Genomic DNA, 23,504 nt, shown 5'->3' on the forward strand with positions numbered 1-23,504 from the left:
AGCGTGACCAGTCACAATTCCCCATCCGGCAACGGCGGATCGACGGCATTATTCATCCGTCGTCCAGTTTTTGCTTTCGTTATCAACGTCCTGATTGTCGTCGCGGGTCTTGCTGCATTCACGGGCGTCGATATTCGCGAACTGCCGGACGTTGACCGGCCTGTCGTAACAATCAGCACAGATTTCAGTGGTGCATCCGCTGAAACCATTGACCGTCAGTTGACGCAGGTTCTCGAGAACGCTGTCGCGCGGGTCTCGGGCGTGAAGTCTATTTCCTCGACGTCGTCATTCGAACGCAGCCGTGTCACGGTGGAGTTTAACGACGGCGTAGACCTGAACGTTGCAGCCGCCGATATGCGCGATGCGATTTCCCGTGTCGCCAATGACGTGCCGGAAGAGGCGGACCCATCACGCATCATCAAGGCGGACTCCAATGCCGATCCGGTGATGCGTCTGGCAGTTACGTCCGACACTATGTCCGTCGACGATATGACGGTGCTGGTCGAGGATCAGATCCAGGATATCCTGTCAGCAGTGCCGGGTGTTGCTGACGTCCAGATCAACGGCGACCGCGACAAGATTTTCCGTATCGATATCAATCAGGCGCGCCTTGCGAGCTATGGTCTGACCATCGCCGATATAACCAAGGCGCTGTCCTCCATGGGGCTGGACGCTCCGGCTGGCTCCTTGCGCAGTGCCGATCAGTCTATCGTGGTTCGTGCTACGGCCAATCTGGAAAAGCCTGAGGATTTCGAAAACGTCTACATCAACGGACGCACGCAAATCCGCGATGTCGCAACCGTTACGCTTGGACCGGATGTCGAGAGCTCGGCAGTTCGTTCCAATGGCAAGACGGCAATCGGTCTCGGCATCGTGCGTCAGGCACAGTCGAATACGCTCGACATCTCGGAGGGTATTCGCGCAGCGGTTGCCAATCTGCAGAAGACTTTGCCCGAGGGCGTCAATATTGCCGTTACCAGTGACGACGCGAACTTCATCAATGGTGCAATCCACGAGGTGGAAATTGCATTGATTGCGTCGGTGATTATCGTCGTTGCGATCATCTTCATGTTCCTGTGGGATATACGCGCCACGCTTATCCCGGCCTTGTCGATGCCCGTCGCGCTCATTGGTACAATCGCAGCCATCTATCTGGCGGGCTTCTCGGTCAATATTCTCACCCTTCTGGCTTTGGTGCTCGCCACAGGTCTCGTGGTGGATGATGCCATCGTGGTGCTGGAAAACGTTGTCCGGCGACGCAATCAGGGTATGGGGCCGCGCGCCGCGGCAGTGCTTGGCACACAGGAAGTCTTCTTTGCCGTTATCGCTACCACGCTGACTTTGGCGGCAGTCTTTGTTCCCATTTCGTTTTTGCCGGGGCAGGCGGGTGGCCTGTTCCGTGAATTCGGTTTCGTTCTGGCGATTGCAGTTCTTCTGTCATCAGTTGTAGCGCTGACGCTTTGTCCGATGCTTGCCTCTCGTTTCCTCAAGGAAGGAAGTGGGGAAGATGGCGGCCACGGTCCGCTTTTCCTGCGTCGTATCGGGGGCGGGCTCGCAAGCTTTTATAAAAAGACGCTGCACATCTGTCTGTCGGCACCATTCGTTGTTGTCCTCGTGGCAATGCTTTTCGCAGGCGCATCCTTTGTCGGCTACGGCCTGATCCGCCAGGAACTGACGCCCTCGGAAGATCGCGCCGTTGCACTGCTGCGTATCAATGGGCCGCAGGGTATCAGTGTGGAGTTTCTCCAGTCACAGCTCGACAAGATTGAAGAGGCAGTCCAGCCTCTGCGCGATAGCGGTGAAATCACCACTACCTATGCCATCGCAGGCTCCGGCGGATCGTCAAATAACGGTTTTGTCGTCCTGACATTGGCACCATGGAAGGAGCGCGCACGCAGCCAGCAGGAAATCATGGCTGACATTACCGAGCGCGTCAAAGGCATAACGGCGGTGCGTATCTTTACCACCCAGCCGAACAGCCTTGGTATTCGCGGCGCGGGTAATGGTTTGCAGTTTGCCATAGTCGGCAGTGACTATGCCAAGCTACAGCCTGCGGCCCAGGCGGTCGTTGCCGCGCTGGAAAAGGATCCTCGCTTTGTCCAGCCGCGACTTTCTGTGGAGCCGACCCAGCCGCAGCTTTCCGTCGAGATTAATCGCGAACGAGCCTCCGATCTCGGTATCGACATCACCGGACTTGCGAATGCCGTGCAGTCGGTACTCGATGGTCGCAAGATCGGGTCGGTTTATGTTGGGGATCGCAGTTTCGATGTGAAGCTCGTTGCCACCACAAACCCGATCAACGATCCGACCGATCTTGAGAATGTATTCATGAAGACGACAGACGGTCGCTACGTACCCATGTCGTCGATCGCGACGGTTGTTGAGAAAGCTGTGCCGCCACAGCTCAATCGCGAGACGCGCCAGCGTTCAGTCTCGATAACGACAAATCTTCGCGATGATTTTGCTTTGGGTGATGCCTATAAGGCCGCACAGGAAATCGCAGCACCTTTGTTGCCGCCGGGAAGCCATATCATTCCGTTGGCGGAAGCTTCGACGCTCAGCGAAACTTCAAGCGGTCTGGCAATGGTGTTCGGTTTTGCCATCATCATCATTCTTCTGGTGCTGGCAGCGCAGTTTGAAAGCTTCGTCAGTGCGCTGATCGTGATGGCGACTGTTCCTCTTGGGCTTGGTTGTGCCGTTTTCGCCATGCTGCTCACGGGCACGAGCCTGAATGTCTACAGCCAGATTGGCCTTGTGCTTCTGGTCGGCATCATGGCGAAGAACGGTATCCTGATTGTCGAATTCGCCGATCAATTGCGCGATAAGGGCTTGAGCGTTCGTGAAGCAATCGAGGAAGCATCCAACATTCGTCTTCGCCCTGTCTGCATGACGATGATCTGCGCCGTGCTTGGCGGTGTGCCGCTGATTCTGGCAAGTGGAGCTGGCGCAGAAGCCCGTGTGGCTCTGGGCTGGGTCATTGTCGGTGGCCTCGGCCTTGCGACGATTGCCACACTTTATGTAACACCTGTCGCCTATCTGCTGCTGGGCCGCTTTACGCAGCCAAAAGCCGAGGAGGAAGCCCGGCTTGAGCGAGAACTCAACCATGCCCTCAAAGGGACGCCGCCAAGAGGCGGCACGGCTGAACCGGCGGAGTAAACTCAGAACAAAAAAACCGGCCTTTTGGGCCGGTTTCTTTTTCGCAATTTTTAAACTGCTTACTTCTTCATGGCGTCTGTTATCTTCGCGGTCCACGCACCTTCCGGTTTCTTGGTGATGACCGGATCGGAGCCGCCGCCAAGCAGTGTTTCCACCGTGCGGTCAGCCGCCGCTACATCAAGGGTGCCATCGGAGCCGTCAACCAGCTTGCCGATTTCCTTGACCATACGCTCCTGAACTTCCTTGGTCTGTGCGCCGGAAGCATCATTGTCGAGTATGATATCGGCGGCTTCCCCCGGATTTTCGGAGGCATATTTCCAGCCCTTCATCGATGCGCGGACAAAGCGGGCCAGCTTGTCGACCATCGCCGGATCGTCGAGGCTCTTTTCCAGCACATAGAGCCCGTCTTCCAGCGTGGCGACGCCTTGCTCTTCATATGGGAAGACAACGAGCTGATCAGCCGGAATGCCTGCATCGATCACCTGCCAATATTCATTATAGGTCATGGTGGAAATGCAGTCGGCCTGCTTCTGGATCAGCGGATCGACGTTGAAGCCTTGTTTCAGAACTGTCACGCCATCCTTGCCGCCTTCGGTCGGAATTTTCAGATGGCTCATCCATGAAAGAAACGGATATTCGTTGCCACCGAACCAGACACCAAGCGTGCGACCCTTGAAGTCTTCCGGCTTGGTGATGTTGGTGTCCTTGCGGCATGTCAGCATCATGCCGGATTTCTTGAAGGGCTGAGCGATGTTGACGAGCGGGACGCCTTTTTCGCGGGTCGCGAGTGCCGACGGCATCCAGTCAACCACAACATCTGCGCCGCCACCGGCAATTACCTGCGGTGGAGCGACGTCCGGTCCGCCCGGCTTGATATCGACATCGAGATTTTCTTCCTCATAGAAGCCCTTGTCCTTGGCTACATAGTAACCGGCAAACTGCCCCTGCGTCACCCATTTGAGCTGCAAGGTCAGCTTGTCGGCTGCCATTGCCGAACTGCTCATGAGCGCGAGCGCTAGTCCGGCTGTTCCAAGGCATAAAGAAATTGCCTTTTTCATTTCAGTTCTCCTCTGGTTCTTTTTTTATTGTGTGCATTTGGCCCTAAAACCGGTTCCCACTTTTCGGAATGCACTTTGGTCCACCTTATTTTTGCAGATGCCAAATATTCAGGCTTATGCCCTCCTGTATGAAGGGTGCCAGAATGTCATTTTGCGCTCGATCAGCGCGATCAGCCCGTATGAGAGCGACCCCGCAAGAGCAGCTACGAAGATTTCAGCCCAGACCATATCCACATTCATGCGTCCGATTTCCGCAGAGATGCGGAAGCCCATGCCGACAATCGGCGTGCCGAAAAACTCCGCCACGATCGCTCCGATAAGCGCGAGGGTGGAATTGATCTTGAGCGCGTTGAAGATGAATGGCATGGCCGCTGGAAGACGCAGCTTGAACAATGTCTGCCAGTAGCTTGAGCCATAGGTCTCCATCATGTCCCGTTCCATCGATCCGGTACTGGCAAGGCCCGCAACCGTGTTCACCAGCATAGGAAAGAAGGTCATGATGATGACCACAGCAGCTTTCGATTGCCAGTCGAAGCCAAACCACATCACCATGATCGGTGCGACGCCCACGATGGGAAGTGCGGCGGCCAGATTACCCAGCGGCAACAACCCCTTGCGCAGAAATGGAATCCGGTCTGCGACGATGGCGGTTATAAAGCCGAGACCGCATCCGGCGACATAGCCGATAATGACGGCCTTCAGAAAGGTCTGCCTGAAATCCGCCCAGAGAATTGGTACGGACGCCGCTATGCGTGCCCAGATTGCCGATGGTGCTGGCAGAAGAACCTGAGGGATAGCGAAAAGCCGGACGGTTACCTCCCAGAGCATCAGCATTGCGATGCCGAATAGCGCCGGCACTGCGATATCCAAAAGCTTTTGGCCCAAAGGATTGCGGGTCTTCAGACTGGCGACCCAGCCCACAAGCAGCCATGAAACTGCTATCAGCGCTGCGACGGATAGGATGCCTGTCATCATGTGGCTGCCCTTTCCGGTTTTACGCCCATACGTCTGTTCACAAGCTGTGCTGCGATACCGATTAGCGCCACCAGCACCGCAGCCATCAGAGCTGCCGCAACAAGTGCTGCCCATATCTGCACGGTCTGGCCGTAATACGAACCTGCGAGCAACCGCGCACCAAGGCCGGCGACTGCGCCGGTTGGCAATTCACCGACAATCGCGCCAACGAGGCTGATCGCGACGGCAATCTGCATCGATGTAAAGAGGAACGGCATGGCCGCAGGCCAGCGCAGTTTCCAGAACACCTGCGATCTCGATGCATTGTAGGTGCGCATGAGGTCGAGATGCATCACATCAGGCGACCTCAGCCCCTTCACCATGCCGACAGCGACCGGGAAGAAAGACAGATAGGTCGAGATGATGGCTTTGGGCAGCAAGCCCGATATGCCAATGGCATTCAGCACCACGATAATCATCGGAGCGATGGCAAGGATCGGGATCGTCTGTGAGGTGATGATCCATGGCATCAGGCTCTTGTCGAGTGTGCGGGAATGAACGATCCCCACGGCGAGAAGAACGCCCAGTGCCGATCCCAGCACAAAACCGAGCAGGGTGGACGATAAGGTGACCCATCCGTGATAGATCAGGCTGCGTTTGGAACTGGGCTTGACTCCAAAGACGGTTTTCCAGATTTCTTCAGCTACCTGATGCGGTGCGGGCAGGACCGGACGGTCCTGATGCATCGTATTGGCAACAAGCGTCGAGTAGGGGATTTCCGTCCCTGCGCGTGTCGCCTGATCCCGCTCGAACGGCACGTTGAGCACCACCGCCAGGCCGTACCAAAGCGCAATAATGACGGCGAGTATGGTTGCCACCGGAATGAATCTATCGTGCAGAAAGCCTTTCATGGGCGATCTCCAGCACGATGCGGTTGCTGAGTATCCTCAATCATGGATATGCCCCAGACGTAATCCCTCACGAACCCGATGGGCAATTTTCAGGAATGCTTCAGATTCGCGAATCTCAAGCGGCCTGTCCGGGCCAAGATCGCAATCGATGATTTCATGAATGCGGCCCGGTCGCGGGCTCATGACAACGATCTTGGTCGAGAGAAACACCGCTTCCGGGATCGAGTGTGTGACGAAAATCACAGTTTTGCGGGTAGCGGCCCAAAGCTTGAGAAGCTGTTCATTGAGATGGTCACGCACGATTTCATCCAGAGCGCCGAAAGGCTCGTCCATCAACAGCATGTCCGGATCGAATGATAAGGCGCGCGCGATCGATGCGCGCTGTTGCATGCCGCCGGAAAGTTGCCAGGGATATTTTTTGCCGAAGCCCGTCAGGTTGACGAGCGCGAGGTTTTTTTCGATCCGCTCGCGCCTTTCGGCCTTGGAAAACCCCATAATCTCCAGCGGCAGGCTGATATTGTCTTCGATGGTGCGCCAGGGAAACAGAGCGGCCGCCTGAAATACATAACCGTAGGATCGGTCGAGGCGGGCTTGTTCTGGCGTCTTTCCGTTCACCGTTACGGAGCCTGATGTGGGCTGTTCCAGATCGGCCACGACGCGCATCAGCGTGGTCTTGCCGCATCCCGAAGGTCCGATGAAGGAAACGAACTCGCCGCGCTTGACGGCAAGATCAATGTTGGACAGCGCATGGACCGGCCCATCATTCGTCTCGAAGACGAGCGACAAGTCTTTGATGTCGATCACTGCCTGCGCATTTGCCTCGCCCCTCTCCGGGGCCATGCTGTCATTCAAACTCATGCGCGGTTCCCGAAGCTGGACGATGGCCATGTCTCAGACCCCTATCGGCATATGTTCGGCGCTGCGCTCCACTTTGCGCGGCGCAACGATTTCTTTCCATTGCGACAGCGCACGATTGACCGGGCCATTCGGCTCGCGCTCAATGAAGCGTCCGTCGCCCGGCTCTGCCGTGACGTGCCCCTTGTCGAATGCGATACGCCCACGTGAAAGCGTCATCTTCGGCAGGCCCTTGAGTTCAAAGCCTTCGAACACGTTGTAATCAATGGAGGAATGCTGTGTTTTTGCAGAAACCTTCTTGGTGGCCTCCGGGTCCCATATGACAAGATCGGCATCCGCTCCCGGCAGCACTGCGCCTTTCTGCGGATAGATGTTCAAGATCTTGGCAATGTTGGTCGAGGTGACAGCCACGAACTCGTTTGGCGTCAGGCGTCCTGTGCGCACGCCGCGCGACCACAACACTGGCATGCGTTCTTCGAGACCGCCCGTTCCATTCGGAATCTTGGTGAAATTGCCGATGCCGTAACGCTTCTGCTCGGTGGTGAATGCGCAATGGTCGGTTGCAACGCATTGCAGGCTTCCGGCCGCAAGACCGGCCCACAGACTATCCTGATTGAGCTTGTCACGGAATGGCGGAGACATCACGCGGCGTGCCGCATAATCCCAGTCCTTGTTATGATATTCGCTCTCGTCAAGCGTCAGATGCTGGATCAAAGGCTCGCCGAACACGCGCATACCCTTTTGCCGGGCACGGCGGATCGCTTCATGGCTCTGCTCGCAGGAAACATGCACGACATAAAGCGGAACACCTGCCTGATCGGCAATCATGATCGCGCGATTGGTCGCTTCGCCTTCCACTTCCGGCGGGCGCGAATAGGCATGGGCTTCCGGCCCGTCATTACCTTCTGCCATGAGCTTGGCCTGCAACTGCGCGACGACATCGCCATTTTCGGCATGAACGAGCGGCATGGCGCCCAGCTCCGCACAGCGCTGGAACGAGGCGAACATCTCGTCATCATTCACCATCAACGCACCCTTATAGGCCATGAAGTGCTTGAAGGTATTGATGCCGCGTTTCACCACTTCCGGCATTTCATTGAAAGCGCGTTCGCTCCAGCCGGTGATCGCCATATGGAAAGAATAATCGGTGCGGGCCTTGCCTGCCTTCTGGAACCATTCCTGCAATGCGTCGAGCAGATTGCCTTCCGGTCCAGGTAGAACGAAATCCACAACCATCGTCGTGCCACCGGCAAGGGCTGCCGCAGTGCCGGTGTCGAAATCGTCGGATGAATAGGTGCCCATGAAGGGCATTTGCAGATGAGTGTGCGGGTCGATACCGCCCGGCATGATATAGCAGCCGGATGCATCTATGACTTCATCGCCGGAGAGATTGTCGCCGACAGCAACAATCTTTTCGCCTTCGATGAGAACATCGGCTTTAAAGGTGCGGTCAGCCGTGATGACGGTTCCGCCTTTGATGACCTTTGCCATTGTTCGTCGTTCCCCTTTTTGGTTTTGTTGCGAACAGTAGCAGTAGTGGATGGTTGTGAAATCAGCTTACAATTTCAGCAGTCTCCAATACCGCATGCAGAAGCACGTCGGTTCCCGCCGACGCCCATTCCTTCGAAATATCCTCGTCTTCATTATGGCTGAGCCCATCCACGCATGGACACATGACCATGGCAGTCGGGGCTACGCGGTTGACCCAGCAGGCATCGTGGCCCGCGCCAGAAACGATGTTACGGTGGCTATAGCCGAGCCGTTCCGCCGCGTTGCGGATCGCCACCACGCAGCCATCATTAAAGGTTACCGGGTCGAAATGTCCGGCCACTTCAATCTCGATGCCGATGCCCAGTTCTTCGGCGATCTTCGGCGCTTCCTTTTCAAACCGCGTTTTCATGTCGTCCAGCACATCTTGGTTGGGCGAGCGGAAATCGACCGTGAAAACGATCTGGCCTGGCAGCACGTTGCGTGAATTGGGTGAAACGTCGATATGGCCGACGCCGCCCACCGCATCCGGCTGGTGAGACATGGCGATTTCGTTGACGAGCTGCAGCATCTTGCCAAGGCCAAGGCTTGCATTCTTGCGCATCTTCATAGGCGTAGAGCCGGTATGCGCTTCCTTGCCGGTCAAGGTTACCTGCAGCCACCACAGGCCCTGGCCGTGTGTGACGACGCCGATGTCCTTGTGCTCGACCTCAAGGATTGGCCCCTGTTCAATATGAAGCTCGAACATCGCATGGATTTTGCGCTGCCCAACCGGTTCATCGCCTTTCCAGCCAATGCGCTCCAGTTCGTCTCCGAATTTCTTGCCTTTGGCGTCGGTGCGCTGATAAGCCCAGTCCTGCTCGTGGACACCGGCAAAAACACCGGATGAGAGCATGGCCGGGGCAAAACGCGTGCCTTCCTCATTCGTCCAGTTGACGACGACGATAGGTCGCTTTGTCTTGATATTCATGTCGTTGAGCGTGCGCATGACTTCGAGGCCGCCGAGAACGCCCAGCACGCCATCGAATTTACCGCCCGTCGGCTGCGTGTCGAGATGGCTGCCCATATAGACCGGATCAGCGTCGGCATCTTCGCCGGGGCGCGTGAAGAACATGTTCCCCATCGTGTCCACGCCCATGGTAAGCCCGGATTTTTCGCACCAGCTCTGAAACAGTTTGCGGCCTTCGCCGTCTTCATCGGTCAAGGTTTGGCGGTTGTTACCATCACGCACACCAGGCCCTATCTGGGCCATGTCCATCAGACTGTCCCAAAGACGATCGCCGTTGACTCTAAGATTGCTGGTGAGCACCATGCGCTCTGCCTCCGCATTATGTATGTGCGTTCAAATTCGAGCCATTATACTGCTAGCCCGCATCCACCCGCCAATATATGTTCCCACGACCCGGCTCTTTGGCCACAATATTCTTGCCTTGCGGGCAAAAACTTGACTAGTTGGTCAAATTGCAGGCTAGAAGAGCGTTTGAACATGGTCAAGCGCTTTTGAAAAATTCTACACTGCTGAAAGGTGTCAAATGGCCACAGCTCCTTCAGACTCACGGACTGACACAGTCGGAACCGAGAAGATGTCGAACGAGAAATCGGAAGGTGCGACACGTATTCAGGGTATAAATCGCAGGCTGATCCTCGATGCTGCTCTGGAGGTTTTTTCCGCATACGGCTTTCGCGGTTCGACGGTCGATCAGATCGCCGAGAAGGCGGGCATGTCCAAGCCGAACCTGCTCTATTATTTCCCACGCAAGCAGAACATCTACGTCACCGTGCTGGAAGATACGCTTGCTACCTGGCTGGAGCCTTTCGAACACATTAATCCGGATGGTGATCCGCTGGAAGAGTTGCGCCGCTATATCGCCGTGAAGCTGGAAATGTCGGCGAGAAAGCCTGAAGCTTCGCGCCTTTTCGCCAATGAAATTCTGCATGGCGCTCCGGCGATTTCTGACTTTCTCAAAGGGCACCTGAAGCAGTTGGTCGACGAAAAAGCGGCTGTCATTCATCGATGGATTGCTGAAAAACGCTTGGCTCCGGTCGATCCCTATCATCTGATCTTCACCATTTGGGCGGTAACACAGCATTACTCGGATTTCTCTGTACAGGTCGGTGCCGTTCTGGGTTCGCGTTCGGAGGAGGCCGGGTTTTATGATGAAACGGCCAGAGCGGTAAGCGCCATCATTCTTGACGGCATTCGCCCACGCAACGAGAATTCGTCATCATGAAAACGATTCGAATTTCTGCAGCCATTGTCCGCGACGAGGCGGGCCGTTTCCTTCTCGTGCGCAAGCGCGGCAGCGATATATTCTTCCAGCCGGGCGGCAAGATCGATGCAGGCGAGCAGCCTGAAATTGCGCTCATCCGCGAGATTGAGGAAGAGCTTGGTATTCGCATCGATGAGAGCCAGTTGCGCTACGCAGCAAAGATGTCTGCACCCGCCGCCAACGAAGACGATGCAACGGTCGAGGCGGAGTTATTTCATCTCCGGTTGAAAGACGGTCAGATGCCTGTTGCTTCCAGCGAGATCGAAGAGCTTCTATGGAATCCGCCGGGTGACACAACGCGTCCGGTCGCGCTTCTGTCACAGAGCATTCAAGCGCGTTTCGCGAAGGATTACTAAGTCCTTCGCGCCTCGACACGGTTTCCGTCCTTGTCGAACAGATGCAGGTGTTGAGTTGGAAAACTCACGTGAACTGTACCTTCAGCGAGCAGTGCATCGCGATCGAGCGTGAAAACCTTGAACGGCAATCCATGCAGGCTGAGGTGCAGGATAATACCAAAGCCGGTCGGCTCGACGAGGTCCACATGCGTCGGAAGATTACCTGATTGCTCCAAAGTCACGTGCTCTGGTCGGATGCCGAGTGTCGCCCTGTCTCCGTCGTCAAGGGACATGGGCGATGCCAGTGCGATCTGCGTTCCGTCCGTGAGGCTCAGATGCGCTTTGCTGTCTTGTTCCTGGTAGGTAACATCCAGAAAATTCATCGCTGGTGAGCCGATGAAACCCGCCACAAAAAGGTTTGCCGGACGGTCATAGAGTTCAAGCGGAGGGCCGACCTGCTGCACCACGCCGCCATGCATGGCCACGATGCGATCGGCAAGGGTCATGGCTTCGATCTGGTCGTGGGTGACATAGATTGAGGTCGCTTTCAGCTCGCCATGCAGTTTCTTGATTTCAGCACGCATCTGCTCACGCAGGCGGGCATCGAGATTGGAGAGCGGTTCATCGAACAGAAAGGCCTTTGGCTGGCGCACGATGGCGCGGCCCATTGCAACACGCTGGCGCTGCCCTCCTGACAATGCCTTGGGGCGTCGCTCCAAAAAGGGTTCAAGGCCGAGCTTGGTGGCCGTGGATTTGATGGCGCTTGCGATCTTCTCTTTCGGCGTTTTACGCAGCCGCATACTGTAGCTCATATTGTCGGCGACACTCATATGCGGGTAGAGCGCATAGGACTGAAAGACCATCGCAATATCGCGGTCTTTGGGTGCCAGTTCATTGACGCGCTTGCCGCTGATCTGCACCTGACCGGCGGTGATGTCTTCAAGTCCTGCAATCATGCGCAGCAATGTGGATTTGCCACAGCCTGACGGGCCGACCAGCACGATGAATTCGCCATCTTTGATCTCAAGATCAACGCCGTGCAGAACAGCATGTTCGCCATAGCTTTTGCGGACTGACTGAATATCGATGGAAGCCATAGGGAAAAATCCTTTCAGCCTTTGACCGCGCCAGCCGTGAGGCCCTGCACGAGATATCGTTGAATGAGGAAGAAGAAGAGACAGGCCGGGATCAGCGCGAGCACGCCCGCTGCCATCATCTGTCCGAAATCGACCGAGAATTTTGAGACGAAGCTCAAAAGCCCAACCGGGAACGTGGCTGAATCATTGCCGGAAATCAGCATCAGCGCGAACAGAAGCTCGCTCCACGCTGCGGTGAAAACAAAGCCGAGCGTTGCAGCAATACCGGGCAGGGTCAGCGGCAGAATGATCTGGCGGAAAGCCATGAACTGCGTTGCGCCGTCGATCTTGGCGGCTTCTTCGAGATCCTTCGGAATGCCGTCGAAGAACGACTGCATCAGGAAGGTGGCAAAAGGCACATTGAATGCCGAATAGACGATGATGAGGCCGATCAGGCTGTTGGTGAGACCGAGCGGTGCCATGATCTTGTAGATTGGCGCGATCAGCATCACGAGCGGAAACATCTGCGTCAGCAGCATCAGCGCCACAATCCAGTATTTGGCGCGGAAGTTGAAACGTGAAAGCGCATAGCCGGACAGCGAAGCCAGCAGCGTAACGATAATGGCGGTCGAGCCGGATACGATCAGGCTGTTGCGGAAGAACAGCGGAAACGAGCTGTTGTTCAACACATGGCTGAAGTGATCGAACGTCATGCGCGATGGCCAGAGCCGTACGCCTTCGCTGTAAAGCAGATCATTGGGCGTGACGGAAACCTTCACCAGCCAGAAAATCGGAAACAGTGCAAACAGGACGAATAGCAGAATGGCAATGCGATGCGCGCCAACAAGGAGGAGCTTACGGTTGGTCATGGCCTCAATCCTTGTTCAGAAGCGTCTGGCGCAACAGCACAATGAGCATCGAATAGACCATCAGCAAGACGAGCAGGACCATCGCAATCGCCGAGGCATAGCCGAAATCGAGCCGTTTGAAGGCTTGCGTGAAGATATAGCTGGCGACGATCTGGGTCCGGTCGGCAGGGCCACCGCCGGTCATCACGACGATCAGATCGGCACTGTTGGCAATCCAGACGGTGCGCAGCAAAATGGTGATGGCCATGGTTGGCGCAAGATAGGGAAGCGTGATCGAGAGAAAACGCTGGACGGGGCCAGCGCCATCGATCGCTGCTGCTTCATAAAGATCGCGCGGGATAGCCTGCAAAGCGGCCAGCATGGTGATGGCAAAGAACGGAATACCCCACCACACACCTGCGGTAATGATGCCCCACATGGCCAGATTAGGGTCGGACAGGATGTTGTCTGGCGCGCTTAGAAGGCCGATTGCATGCAGCCAGTGCGGCAGTGGGCCGATCACCGGATTAAACAGCCACGCAAAGTTAAGACCGGTGAGGAAAGTCGGCACAGCCCATGGCAGGAAGATCAGCGCCTGTGCCAGCCCGCGTCCAGCGAATGGCTTGTCGAGCAGCAGGGCAAGAATAAGCCCGAACACGAATTGCAGCAGCACCGAGCAACCGGTCCACCAGAGCGTGTTTTTCAAGGAACGATAGAAAGCCTGATCGGTCGCAAGCTCGCTGAAGTGATCAAGCCCGACAAAGCCTCCGGAAAACGGATTGAGCAACTGGATATCGCGAAAGGCATAGGACACGCCGAGGATCAGCGGAACCAGCATGATGGCGCCGATGAGGATCAGTGCGGGGGCGCTGTAGAGATAAGGTTCGGAGGCGTGCGCAAGTCGCTGCAAAAAGCTGCGGCGGTCCTGCTTTTCACTCGGCACTTCTTTGCGCACCGGGGCCTTTATGGAAGCGGTGTCATTCATCATTTTTCCCTTCGCGGGGCTGCATCATTCGCTTTGCAGGCGCGGTTGTTCCACGCCTGCAAGCTGTTCATGGTGCTATTGCTTTGAAAGGTGCTTCTGCTGCGCCTTGGTCAGATATTCTGCCCACTGGTCGGCGAGCTGGTCTGGCGTAATGTCGCCGAGAAGCGCTTCCTGCGAGGTCTTGATGACGAGCGAATCCTTGAAGAAGGCAAATTCTTCCAGATAGGTCGGCATGACGGTTGGAACGACGTTCTTGTCAGCCAGTTCATCGAACCAGCCCTTGAACTGCTCGCCGCTATAAAACGGATCGTTCTGAGCGGATTTGAGAACCGGCAATGCACCGGTGCGCTTGTTCCATTCGATGTTGCCTTCCGGGCCTTCCAGCATCGAGATCAGCTTCCAGGAAAGATCCTTGTTCTTGCTTCCACTCATCATTGACCATCCGGCAAAACCGATGGTCGGGAAGGTCTTGCCATCCGGACCCTTCGGCATGATGGTAACGCCGAAATCTTCCGGCTTCATGCGCTCGGCAATGGCGATCAGTGCATCCGGGTCTTGGTTGAGGAAGGCGCAGGTGCCGCTATAGAAACCGGCAACGGTTTCGTTGAAGCCCCAGTTGACGCTGTCCTTTGGTGCAAGGCCGTTCTTGTAAAGATCGACCATCCAGGTGATGCCCTTTTTCCAGCCTTCGCTGTTCATGGTCGAGGTGCCGTCTTCATTGAAGAACTTGTTGTTGCCCGCCATGGATGCAGCAAAAATCACCCAGCCATTGAGGCCGCCGGGACCACCACGCATACAGAAACCGGATTTGCCGGGAAGGGCTGCGATCTTCTTGGAAGCTTCAACAAATTCGTCCATCGTCTTCGGCGGCTCGGAGACGCCGGCTTCGCTAAGCAGTTTCTTGTTGTAGAACATGGCGTTCAGATAGAAGCCGTAAGGCAGCGTATAGGCTGTGTTGTTGACGCTTCGGCCAAGCTCAAGCGCACGTTCGGTCAGGTCTGGAGTGGTTTCCCACTTTTCGAGATAAGGTTCGAGGTTCTCCAACATGCCGTTGTTGCCATAGAGCGAAACCCAGGTGTCCGGCATTTCCATGACGTCGGGAATTTCGCCAGCCGAAACCATGGTTGCGAATTTCTGGAAGGATTCGCCCCATGGCAGCGAGATGATCTCGACCTTGGTGCCCGGATTGGCTGCCTCAAACTTGGCAACGATGGATTCGAGCGTCTTTGTGCGCTCCGGGCTGGTGATGACTTCAACAAGCTTCAGCGTGGTATCGGCAAGCGCCGTACCGCTCAAAAGCATGGTTGCGAATGCGGCTGCTATTAGTTTTTTCATTGCAGTTCCCCTTATTGCTCCTCACTGGATTTTCGTTATTCGGTCGATGCTGTGAGCGCTCCTTCAATATCCCGCCACAGCGCTTCCGTTCCTTCCAGTCCGACATGCAGGCGCACGGAGCGCGGGTCGATGCCGAACGTATGTGCTGAATTTGGCTGTGCTTTCTGCTGCAGCACGACTTCGCCTGGTACGATCAGGCTTTCATGTCCGCCCCAGCTCACGCCGAGCTTGAACAGATCGAGATGATTGCAGAATTCGCGAATGTTCACGCCTTCCCGGAAGATGACCGAGAACAGACCGGACGTACCCTTGAGACCCGCCGGCAGACGATTGGCAAGTGCCGGGTGGCAGACGGTCTCAACCACATCCAGCGCCTGAAGGCGTTTTGCAATTTCCAGTGCCGAAGCCTCATGCGCCTTCATGCGTGTTGGCAAAGTGCGCATACCACGCACCAGAAGCCACGCATCAAATGGTGAAAGCTTGCCGCCAAGATATGGATATGTTTCTGCGCGGATTGCATTGATCAGCTCTTTCGAGCCAGTCACGACACCGGCCACGACATCGCTATGGCCGCCAAGATATTTCGATGCTGAATGCACGACGAGATCAACGCCAAGCGACAGCGGGCGCTGGAAGATCGGGCTGGCCCAGCTGTTGTCGATGATGCTCAGCACGCCATGCTGCTTGGCAATCGTTGCCAAGGCGCCGACATCATGGGCTTCCATAACCCAGCTTGTCGGGCTTTCCATGTAGAAGAGCTTTGCACCGGGCAGGGCTTTTGCGACCGCTTCCTCGTCGCGGCCATCGACGTAGTCTACCTGCACCTGCATGCGCTTCATAATGGTGCCGAACAGGCGGAACGCATCTGGATAGACATGGCGCACGGCAACAATGCGATCACCCGGCTTAACAAATGCCAGAACACTTGAGGAGATCGCAGCCATGCCGCTGGCAAACCCCAGCGCGTCTTCGCCGCCTTCAAGTTTCGCCAGCATTTCTTCAAATGCCCGTACGGTCGGGTTCAGGCCGCGCGTGTAGATCGGGCGAACCTTTTCGCCGCGATAGGAGGCGACCATGTCGTCATAGCTTGGGAAGGTGAAAAGTGATGTCTGCACGATGGGCGGAACCACGGCGTCGAAAGCATTGCCTTCATCGTGGGCAACCGTAAGCGCTGCGAAATCCAGCGGATCCATCCCGTCAGTCATTTGGACATTTCCTTGATGTCTTCCTCGACAATGTCGAGGATTTTGAGTGTTTCCTGCCGAGCGGCTTCAGGGTCCTGAGCCACGATGGCGTTAAAGAGCGTGCGGTGGAACGGAAAGGTTCGCCGCGCGAAGTCGATCCGCTCGAACGGATGATCCCAGAAGTGCAAGAAGGCTTCGCGCATCTGTTCGAGCAATTGTCTGAAAAGCGGATTATGAGTCGCGTCATAAATGGCGAGGTGAAACGCCAGATCTTCCGGACCTGACGTGCCTTCCGCGATATGAACGCGCTCCATCTCATCGAGGTTGCGTTCGATGATAACGAGGTCTTCTGCCGTGCGTTTGCGGGCGGCGACCATGCTGGCCTCGGCTTCGATACCACGGCGCACTTCAAGCGATTGCAGCAATGCATCGCGCAATTGCGCGGGGTCGAATGAAAGCGGCATGTGGATGGTTGCCGCCGAAATCGGCTTCAGCAGATACGTGCCGCTGCCTTTGCGGGCTTCGATCACACCCAGCGCCTGAAAGTGTCGGATTGCTTCGCGAATGGTGGAACGACCGACTACGAGTGCTGCCATCAGTTCGCGCTCTGCGGGGAGGCGGTCTCCGGCCTGAAGATGCGCTGTCGCGATATAATTGGCGAGCGCGTCCGTTACCTGCCGGGCGCGATCCATCGGCGGTAATGGCGCAATCTGCAGCAGCCTGCGATCTTTCATCCTGCCTCCACTTCACAGACTGGCCTAGAAACTTGAAGCGCAATCAGATCAGACCTGGTTCCCTTATTGGTTTTAAAATTGGTCTGACATCATAGTAATATCGGCAGGAATTCAAGGCTGTCAAGAGCGGTTTATTTGCGAGTGAATGGACTGTTTGCATGCGCATGCTTTTCCGATTGCGCTTCTGCAAGCTTGCTCCTATCAATCGCTGGAAGAGGCAGCGCATCCCGAAAAGTGCGAAGCGGTTTTCGGAACAAGATGCGCGAAAACGGAGTGCGGCATTCTGCGTGCCGCGATGGAGGAAATACCCATGCAATTAAAGGCATCCGAGAAGCGGGCGCTTGGCCGCACCGGCCTGACCGTAACCGCGCTTGGTCTGGGTACTGCACCTTTGGGTGGGCTTTATGCGCCTGTTTCCCGTGCTGACGCGGACGCATTGCTGGAAGCCGGTTGGAGCAGTGGTATCCGCTATTTCGACAGCGCGCCGATGTATGGCTATGGCCGATGCGAACACCTTCTTGGCGACATGCTGCGCGAAAAGAGCGAGCGTGCTGTTGTCTCAACGAAGGTCGGGCGCTTGATGGCCAATGAGCGCGCTGGTCGTACCTTACCTCCGCCACTGCCGAAAAATCCGTTCGATTCGGGCTGGCACAATGGCCTCAATTTTCGCGAGGTTTTTGACTACAGCTATGATGGCATCATGCGGAGCTTCGATGACAGCCAGCAGCGTCTTGGCTTTCCGGAAATCGATCTTCTCTATGTTCATGATATTGGTCGCGTGACCCATGGCGACAGACACGAACTTCACTGGAATGCGCTGACCAAAGGCGGTGGTTTCCGTGCGCTGACCGAGTTGCGCGCGGCAGGCAATATCAAGGGTTTTGGTCTTGGTGTGAATGAATGGCAGGTCATTCGCGATGCGCTCGACGAGGCTGATCTTGATTGTTCGCTTCTGGCTGGCCGCTATTCGCTACTCGATCAGGTGTCCGAAAAGGAATTTCTGCCGCTGGCACAAAAGCGTGGCATGGCGCTGGTGATAGCCGGTGTGTTCAACTCCGGTATTCTGGCTGCACCGCGCGGCGGCGAACAGAAGTTCGATTATGCCGACGCGCCTGCTGAAATCATTGCTCGCACCAATCGCCTGCATGATATTTGCGATGAGTATCATGTGCCGCTCGCCGCTGCCGCCATGCAGTTCCCGATGATGCACGAGGCCGTCAGCTCTATTCTGATCGGTGTTCGTTCGCCGGAACAGATCAGGCAGAATGTCGTCTGGTTCGAGCAGTCGATCCCGGGTGAATTCTGGACGACGCTTCGCTCGGAAGGTCTCATTTCCTAATCATGACTTCCAAAATTCTCTGCGTTGGTGCCCTCACCATGGACACCATTCTCCGCCTTGCTGAACTCCCACACGCGGCAGGTAAATATCTGCCGCGCGAAGCCGTGGAAATCGCAGCCGGCATGGCTTCAAGTGCAGCCGCTGCGATTGCCCGGCTTGGCGGTGATGTGGCGCTCTGGGCTTCTGCCGGGGTTGATCCGGTGGGTGATCGCGCTGTTGCAGAGCTTGAAGCCGAAGGCATTGATTGTGCCTATATCCGGCGGCTGGAAGGCGCGCGCACGGCATTTTCTTCGATCCTTGTCGATGCGAATGGTGAGCGCATCATCGTGCCGTTTTATGATCGCAGGCTTGCAAGTCCATCTGATCCGGTGCCGCCGATTACGGCAGGAGCCTATGCTGCCGTCATGACCGATGTTCGCTGGCCATGGGCTGCTGAAACGGCGCTGCGTGCGGCACGCGATGCAGGTATTCCGGCGATTCTGGATGCCGATACCGCACCCGTAGAATTGCTGGAAACGCTGCTGCCACTTGCAACTCATATCGTTGCATCGGAGCCTGCTGCAATCAGCGTTGCAGGCACCCCTGATTTGCGTGAATGTGTACGCATTCTCAGCAATCGCTATGATGTTTTCACGTCTGTTACTGGTGGCGCAGATGGCTGCTATTGGGCGGAAGGTGCTGGCAAGCCTGTTTCCCATGTGGCCGGTTTCAAGGTCGATGCAGTCGATACGCTGGCTGCGGGCGATGTGTTCCATGGCGCTTTCGCGCATGGTCTGGTTGAGGGCAGGAAGATTGCCGACATCATCCGTTTTGCCAATGCCGCTGCCGCCATCAAATGCGCGCGCTTTGGTGGACGCGCTGGTTCACCAAGTCAGGCCGAAGTTGTTTCCTTCATTGAAACCGGCATTGTTCCAGTCCGATAATCTCTAAATCCTTCCCCCAAAATGACGCGATTGCACACTGAACTCGAATTGACTCTTTACTAACATGTTAGTATGTGCAAACTTAAAGTTCAAATTTGGGAGGAGCCAGTTTTGGCACATAACAATTCCGGGCAGGAGCGCTTCGGGCTCTCTGCAGCGCTCACGACGCCATTCGATGCAGATGGCAAAATCGATGTCAGCCGTGCGCTGAAGCACGCACGCGCACGCCTTGATAATGGCTGCTCAAGCGTAACCCTGTTCGGCACGACCGGCGAAGGTTCGTCGATTGCCGATGCCGAGCGCGCCGCCCTTCTTGATGCGTTTATCGCGCAGGGCTTTCCTGCAGGCAATATCGTTGTTGGCGTTATGGAGAACTCGGTTGCCGATGCGGTTCTTCAGGCAGGCGATGCGTTGCGTCGCGGCTGCAAGGCCATCCTTCTGGCACCGCCTTCCTATTTCAAGAACCTCTCTGATGAGGGCCTGTTCGACTGGTTCTCGGCAGTCTTCAAAGGTTTGGGCGAAGATGCGCGCAGCATCATTCTCTACAATATTCCGTCGGTGACTGCGGTTGAACTGTCGGTCGATCTCATCGGTCGTCTGCGTGCGGCTTTCGGTGACATTATTACGGGCGTGAAGGATTCGTCCGGTAATTGGGCCTATACGGAAAAGCTGCTTGCAGCCCACAAGGACATTGCGATCCTGATCGGCGATGAGCGCGATCTTGCAGCTGGTGTCCGTCTTGGTGGGCAAGGCGCAATTTCCGGCATGGCAAATCTGTTCCCGCACCGCCTGCTGCGCATGATCAATGACGGTCAGGATGATGCCGAACTGGTCGATGCCGTGCAGCGGTTGCTGAACTATCCCGTAACGCCTGCGGTCAAGGCCATGGTGGCGCGTCATACGGGTGACAAGGAATGGCGTCGTGTACGTGCGCCGCTGATTTCGCTGAATGATGCGGAATTCGATGCAATTGGCAGTGTATTCGACCGTCTGCATATGGCAAAAGCAGCTTGAGGGCGGCATAAGCCTTGGAGGATGGAGGGGAACGGCTTTGGCGGAAGATCATAACGAACCGGTGAAACTGCGGGATAAGGCTTATCAGAGCTTCACCCAGCATTTGCTGGCGCGCGATTTCCATCCGGGCCAGTTCGTTTCACAGCGCCAGCTCGTCACCATGACGGGCTTGCCGCTGGGAGCTATCCGCGAACTGATCCCGCGTCTTGAAGCGGAAGGTCTTATCAAGACCGTGCCGCAGCGCGGGCTCCAGATCGCCCATATTGACCTCAATCTGATCCGTGAAGCGTTTCAGTTCCGGCTTTTCATCGAGAAAGAGTCGGTTGCGATTTTTTGTCAGTCGGCTTCCGACGAGTTACTGCGTTCATTGCGTGCGGAGCATGAGGAAACGCTGGAGCGTGCAAAGGCAGAAGGCGAAACGCCGGAGCTTGAAGAACGGGCGCAGAATATCGACTGGAGCCTGCACGATACGATTGTCGGCTCGCTCGACAATGAAATCATCTGGCGTGCCTATCAGACGAACACCATCAAGATGCGTCTGATCAATCAGGAGCGTTTCCGCATCACCGGACGTGTTATCCCGGTCATGCAGGAGCATCTGGCTGTGCTTGCTGCTATTGAAACACGCGATCCGCAGACAGCCATGGATGCCATCGCCGTTCACATCAACAATGCGCGCAAGCTGGCTTTGCAGATTTAATAACCAGGGCCGGGCAAGAGGAGTTGCCAGGCCGGAAGAAGGATAGGGGAGGAGCATGTAATGAATCTATTACGTCCAACACGTCGCCAGTTTCTGGCGGGATCAGCAGCAATCGCTGCATCTGGTATGACGGGTATCAGCCCATCTTTCGCCCAGTCGAAAGTCGACTGGAAGAAATTTGCCGGGACCACGCTTGAAGTAAACCTCATCAAGAGCCCGCGAGGAGAAATTCTTCAGAAATACCAGAAGGAATTTGAAGAGCTCACTGGCATCAAGGTGCATTCCGAACAGATGCCGGAACAGCAGCAGCGCCAGAAAGCGGTGATCGAGCTGACGTCTGGCCGTCCGAGCTTCGACGTCATCCATATCAGCTATCACGTTCAAAAGCGCCAGTTTGAAAAGGGTGGCTGGCTTGCCGACCTCAATCCGTTCCTGAAGGACCCAACGCTGACCGAGGCGTCGCTGACGGAAGATGATTTCGCAAGCGCTGGTCTGACCTTCGCCAAGGATGCCAATGGCCGTTTCGGCGCACTGCCATTCTCGGTCGATTACTGGATCATCTACTGGAACAAGGAGCTCTTTGCCGCAAAGGGCATCGAATTCCCGAAGACCTTCGAAGAGCTGGTCGCAGCCGCTGAAGCGCTCACCGATCCATCGACCAACACCTATGGTTTCGTCGCGCGGGGCATGAAGAATGCCAATGCCCCGGTCTATACCAGCCTTCTGCTCGGCTATGGCAAGCAGTCGGTTGATGCGGATGGCAATCTACAGACTGACTCGGCTGAAGGCATTGAAGCCGCCAAGCTCTATCAGCGCCTGATGACCAAATCGGCACCTCCCGGTGTTGCAGGCTTCAACTGGGCTGAATGCCAGTCGAACTTCCTGCAGGGTCGTGTCGGCATGTGGCTCGACGGTATCGGTTTTGCGCCACCGCTCGAAGACCCGAACAAGTCGCGCGTTGTCGGCAAGGTTGGCTATGGTGTCATGCCAGCCGGCCCGAATGCCCAGGCAGCACCGACGACAGGCGATGGCATCGGCGTGACCGAAGCCTCCAAGAACAAGGAAGCCGCATATCTTTACTGCCAGTGGGCCATTTCCAAGGAAATGGGTGCCCGCCTGTTGCAGTCGGGATCGGGCGTTCCGTTCCGCAAGTCGGTCATCGACGATGAGGCCGTGCGCAAGGGCGTCACCATGCCGGAAGGCTGGGTGGAAGCTCTCTCGAAGTCTGCCCCGATCAGCCAGCTCTGCCTGCCGGTCATCGTGCCAGTCACGGAATTCCGCGACATCATCGGGGTCGGCCTTACCAATCTTCTGAACGGTGCGGACGCAGAAGCTGAAATGAAACGCGCGACGGAGGAATTCCGTCCGGTCCTCGCACGGAGCGAAGGAAAATGACATCTGCCGCCCCGACAGGAGCAAAAACGGGAGCTGCTGCCAATGCAGCTTCCTCCACCAAGACTGGCAAGAGCCGCTTGCGGCCGAGCTACTGGCCGTTTGTTCTTCCAGCCTTGATCACCGTCGGGGCGGTGATCGTCTTCCCATGGGTGTTTACACTCTGGATGAGTACCAACCAGTGGCAGCTTGGTGGAGAGCAGAGCTTTGTCGGCTTCGACAATTATCTGCGTCTTGCAGCCGACATGCGCTTCTGGGAATCCATGTGGCATACGGTTGTCTATACGGTTCTGTCGGTCGTGGCTCCGATGGTTTTAGGCACGATCGCAGCGCTGGTCTTTGACAGCAAGCTGCCAATGCGCGGGCTCTTGCGCGGCATCTTTGTCATGCCGATGATGGCAACGCCGGTGGCGGTCGCGCTGGTCTGGACGATGATGTATCACCCGCAGCTCGGCGTTCTGAACTATCTTCTGTCGCTGATCGGCATTCCACCGCAGGAATGGATATTCAATCAGAACACGGTTATCCCGTCACTGGTGGCTGTTGAAACCTGGCAGTGGACGCCGCTTGTCATGCTGATCGTGCTGGGTGGCCTTGCCTCCATGCCGCGCGATCCGTTTGAGAGCGCGGAAATCGATGGTGCAAATGGCTGGCAGAAATTCCGCTACATCACCCTTCCGATGATCCTGCCCTTCATCATGGTGGCTGTCATCATCCGCTCGATCGATGCGCTAAAAAGTTTCGACATCATTTATGCGATGACGCAGGGCGGTCCCGGAACAGCGTCGGAAACGATCAATATCTATCTCTATAACGTGGCGTTTTCCTATTACGACATTGGCTACGCATCGGCGATTGCCGTGGTGTTCTTCATTGTCATTATCGCCATGTCACTGGTTCTTCTGGCGCTGCGCCAACGGACCAAGTGGAACGCTTAAGGACCGGTC

21 protein-coding genes are annotated in these 23,504 nt (G+C 56.2%); 9 read left to right on the plus strand and 12 right to left on the minus strand.

Annotation, left to right across the window (positions count from 1 at the left end; genetic code table 11):
* Positions 1-3: 3 nt before the first annotated feature.
* Positions 4-3,156: an efflux RND transporter permease subunit gene (locus tag HWX93_RS13990; protein WP_109986258.1), complete on the plus strand. Its 3,153-nt coding sequence runs from the start codon at positions 4-6 to the stop codon at positions 3,154-3,156.
* A 59-nt stretch (positions 3,157-3,215) separates the two neighbouring features.
* Here HWX93_RS13990 and HWX93_RS13995 read toward each other — a convergent pair whose 3' ends face one another.
* From HWX93_RS13995 to HWX93_RS14020, 6 genes are all read right to left on the minus strand, one after another.
* Positions 3,216-4,214 (minus strand): ABC transporter substrate-binding protein, encoded by a 999-nt coding sequence (locus tag HWX93_RS13995; protein WP_010658166.1) that lies wholly within the window; start codon positions 4,212-4,214, stop codon positions 3,216-3,218.
* 114 nt (positions 4,215-4,328) lie between these two features.
* Complete coding sequence (locus HWX93_RS14000; protein WP_109985981.1) at positions 4,329-5,189, minus strand: ABC transporter permease; 861 nt, start codon at positions 5,187-5,189, stop codon at positions 4,329-4,331.
* On the minus strand, positions 5,186-6,079 hold the full coding sequence (locus HWX93_RS14005; protein WP_109985982.1) for an ABC transporter permease: 894 nt from the start codon (positions 6,077-6,079) through the stop codon (positions 5,186-5,188). Before HWX93_RS14005 ends, HWX93_RS14000 begins: the two co-directional genes overlap by 4 nt.
* A gap of 36 nt (positions 6,080-6,115) precedes the next feature.
* Positions 6,116-6,937: an ABC transporter ATP-binding protein gene (locus HWX93_RS14010; RefSeq protein ID WP_109986259.1), complete on the minus strand. Its 822-nt coding sequence runs from the start codon at positions 6,935-6,937 to the stop codon at positions 6,116-6,118.
* Positions 6,938-6,970: 33 nt separating this feature from the next.
* Complete coding sequence (gene hydA / locus HWX93_RS14015) at positions 6,971-8,425, minus strand: dihydropyrimidinase (protein ID WP_109985983.1); 1,455 nt, start codon at positions 8,423-8,425, stop codon at positions 6,971-6,973.
* Positions 8,426-8,486: 61 nt separating this feature from the next.
* On the minus strand, positions 8,487-9,734 hold the full coding sequence (locus tag HWX93_RS14020) for a Zn-dependent hydrolase (RefSeq protein WP_176037667.1): 1,248 nt from the start codon (positions 9,732-9,734) through the stop codon (positions 8,487-8,489).
* A gap of 220 nt (positions 9,735-9,954) precedes the next feature.
* On the opposite strand from HWX93_RS14020, the gene rutR reads away from it, so the two are divergent.
* Together rutR and HWX93_RS14030 are read left to right on the plus strand one after the other, a co-directional pair.
* A complete protein-coding gene (gene rutR, locus HWX93_RS14025; protein WP_109985985.1) occupies positions 9,955-10,653 on the plus strand; it encodes an HTH-type transcriptional regulator RutR in 699 nt (232 codons plus the stop codon).
* On the plus strand, positions 10,650-11,048 hold the full coding sequence (locus tag HWX93_RS14030) for an NUDIX hydrolase (protein WP_109985986.1): 399 nt from the start codon (positions 10,650-10,652) through the stop codon (positions 11,046-11,048). The genes rutR and HWX93_RS14030 overlap by 4 nt, the downstream gene beginning before the upstream one ends.
* Here HWX93_RS14030 and HWX93_RS14035 read toward each other — a convergent pair.
* The 6 genes from HWX93_RS14035 to HWX93_RS14060 all read right to left on the minus strand — a co-directional run bounded on the left by HWX93_RS14035 (position 11,045) and on the right by HWX93_RS14060 (position 17,189).
* The gene (locus HWX93_RS14035; RefSeq protein WP_176037668.1) at positions 11,045-12,124 is read right to left on the minus strand and encodes an ABC transporter ATP-binding protein; all 1,080 of its coding nucleotides are present in this window, start codon (positions 12,122-12,124) and stop codon (positions 11,045-11,047) included. The two genes, HWX93_RS14030 and HWX93_RS14035, sit on opposite strands and share 4 nt — an antisense overlap.
* A 14-nt stretch (positions 12,125-12,138) precedes the next feature.
* Positions 12,139-12,972, minus strand: coding sequence for a carbohydrate ABC transporter permease (locus HWX93_RS14040; protein ID WP_010658175.1), 834 nt, complete (start codon positions 12,970-12,972; stop codon positions 12,139-12,141).
* Between the two features lie 4 nt (positions 12,973-12,976).
* On the minus strand, positions 12,977-13,936 hold the full coding sequence (locus HWX93_RS14045) for a carbohydrate ABC transporter permease (RefSeq protein WP_176037679.1): 960 nt from the start codon (positions 13,934-13,936) through the stop codon (positions 12,977-12,979).
* Between the two features lie 75 nt (positions 13,937-14,011).
* On the minus strand, positions 14,012-15,271 hold the full coding sequence (locus HWX93_RS14050; protein WP_176037669.1) for an ABC transporter substrate-binding protein: 1,260 nt from the start codon (positions 15,269-15,271) through the stop codon (positions 14,012-14,014).
* Between the two features lie 35 nt (positions 15,272-15,306).
* Positions 15,307-16,476: a PLP-dependent transferase gene (locus tag HWX93_RS14055; protein ID WP_176037670.1), complete on the minus strand. Its 1,170-nt coding sequence runs from the start codon at positions 16,474-16,476 to the stop codon at positions 15,307-15,309.
* Positions 16,473-17,189, minus strand: a complete 717-nt coding sequence (locus HWX93_RS14060; RefSeq protein ID WP_176037671.1) for a FadR/GntR family transcriptional regulator — start codon at positions 17,187-17,189, stop codon at positions 16,473-16,475. The genes HWX93_RS14055 and HWX93_RS14060 overlap by 4 nt, the downstream gene beginning before the upstream one ends.
* Before the next feature lie 310 nt (positions 17,190-17,499).
* Here HWX93_RS14060 and HWX93_RS14065 point away from each other — a divergent pair, with 310 nt between their 5' ends.
* From HWX93_RS14065 to HWX93_RS14090, 6 genes are all read left to right on the plus strand, one after another.
* The gene (locus HWX93_RS14065; protein ID WP_176037672.1) at positions 17,500-18,528 is read left to right on the plus strand and encodes an aldo/keto reductase; all 1,029 of its coding nucleotides are present in this window, start codon (positions 17,500-17,502) and stop codon (positions 18,526-18,528) included.
* Between the two features lie 2 nt (positions 18,529-18,530).
* The gene (locus tag HWX93_RS14070; RefSeq protein ID WP_176037673.1) at positions 18,531-19,451 is read left to right on the plus strand and encodes a PfkB family carbohydrate kinase; all 921 of its coding nucleotides are present in this window, start codon (positions 18,531-18,533) and stop codon (positions 19,449-19,451) included.
* Between the two features lie 111 nt (positions 19,452-19,562).
* Complete coding sequence (locus HWX93_RS14075; RefSeq protein WP_151554388.1) at positions 19,563-20,465, plus strand: dihydrodipicolinate synthase family protein; 903 nt, start codon at positions 19,563-19,565, stop codon at positions 20,463-20,465.
* A gap of 37 nt (positions 20,466-20,502) precedes the next feature.
* Entirely contained in the window at positions 20,503-21,165 is a 663-nt protein-coding gene (locus HWX93_RS14080; protein WP_151554435.1) for a GntR family transcriptional regulator, read from the plus strand.
* 60 nt (positions 21,166-21,225) lie between these two features.
* Positions 21,226-22,560, plus strand: coding sequence for an ABC transporter substrate-binding protein (locus tag HWX93_RS14085; protein ID WP_061344959.1), 1,335 nt, complete (start codon positions 21,226-21,228; stop codon positions 22,558-22,560).
* The gene (locus tag HWX93_RS14090) at positions 22,557-23,495 is read left to right on the plus strand and encodes a carbohydrate ABC transporter permease (protein WP_061344960.1); all 939 of its coding nucleotides are present in this window, start codon (positions 22,557-22,559) and stop codon (positions 23,493-23,495) included. Before HWX93_RS14085 ends, HWX93_RS14090 begins: the two co-directional genes overlap by 4 nt.
* Positions 23,496-23,504 lie beyond the last annotated feature (9 nt).

The organism is Brucella tritici, assembly GCF_902825325.1.
Taxonomy (GTDB): domain Bacteria; phylum Pseudomonadota; class Alphaproteobacteria; order Rhizobiales; family Rhizobiaceae; genus Brucella.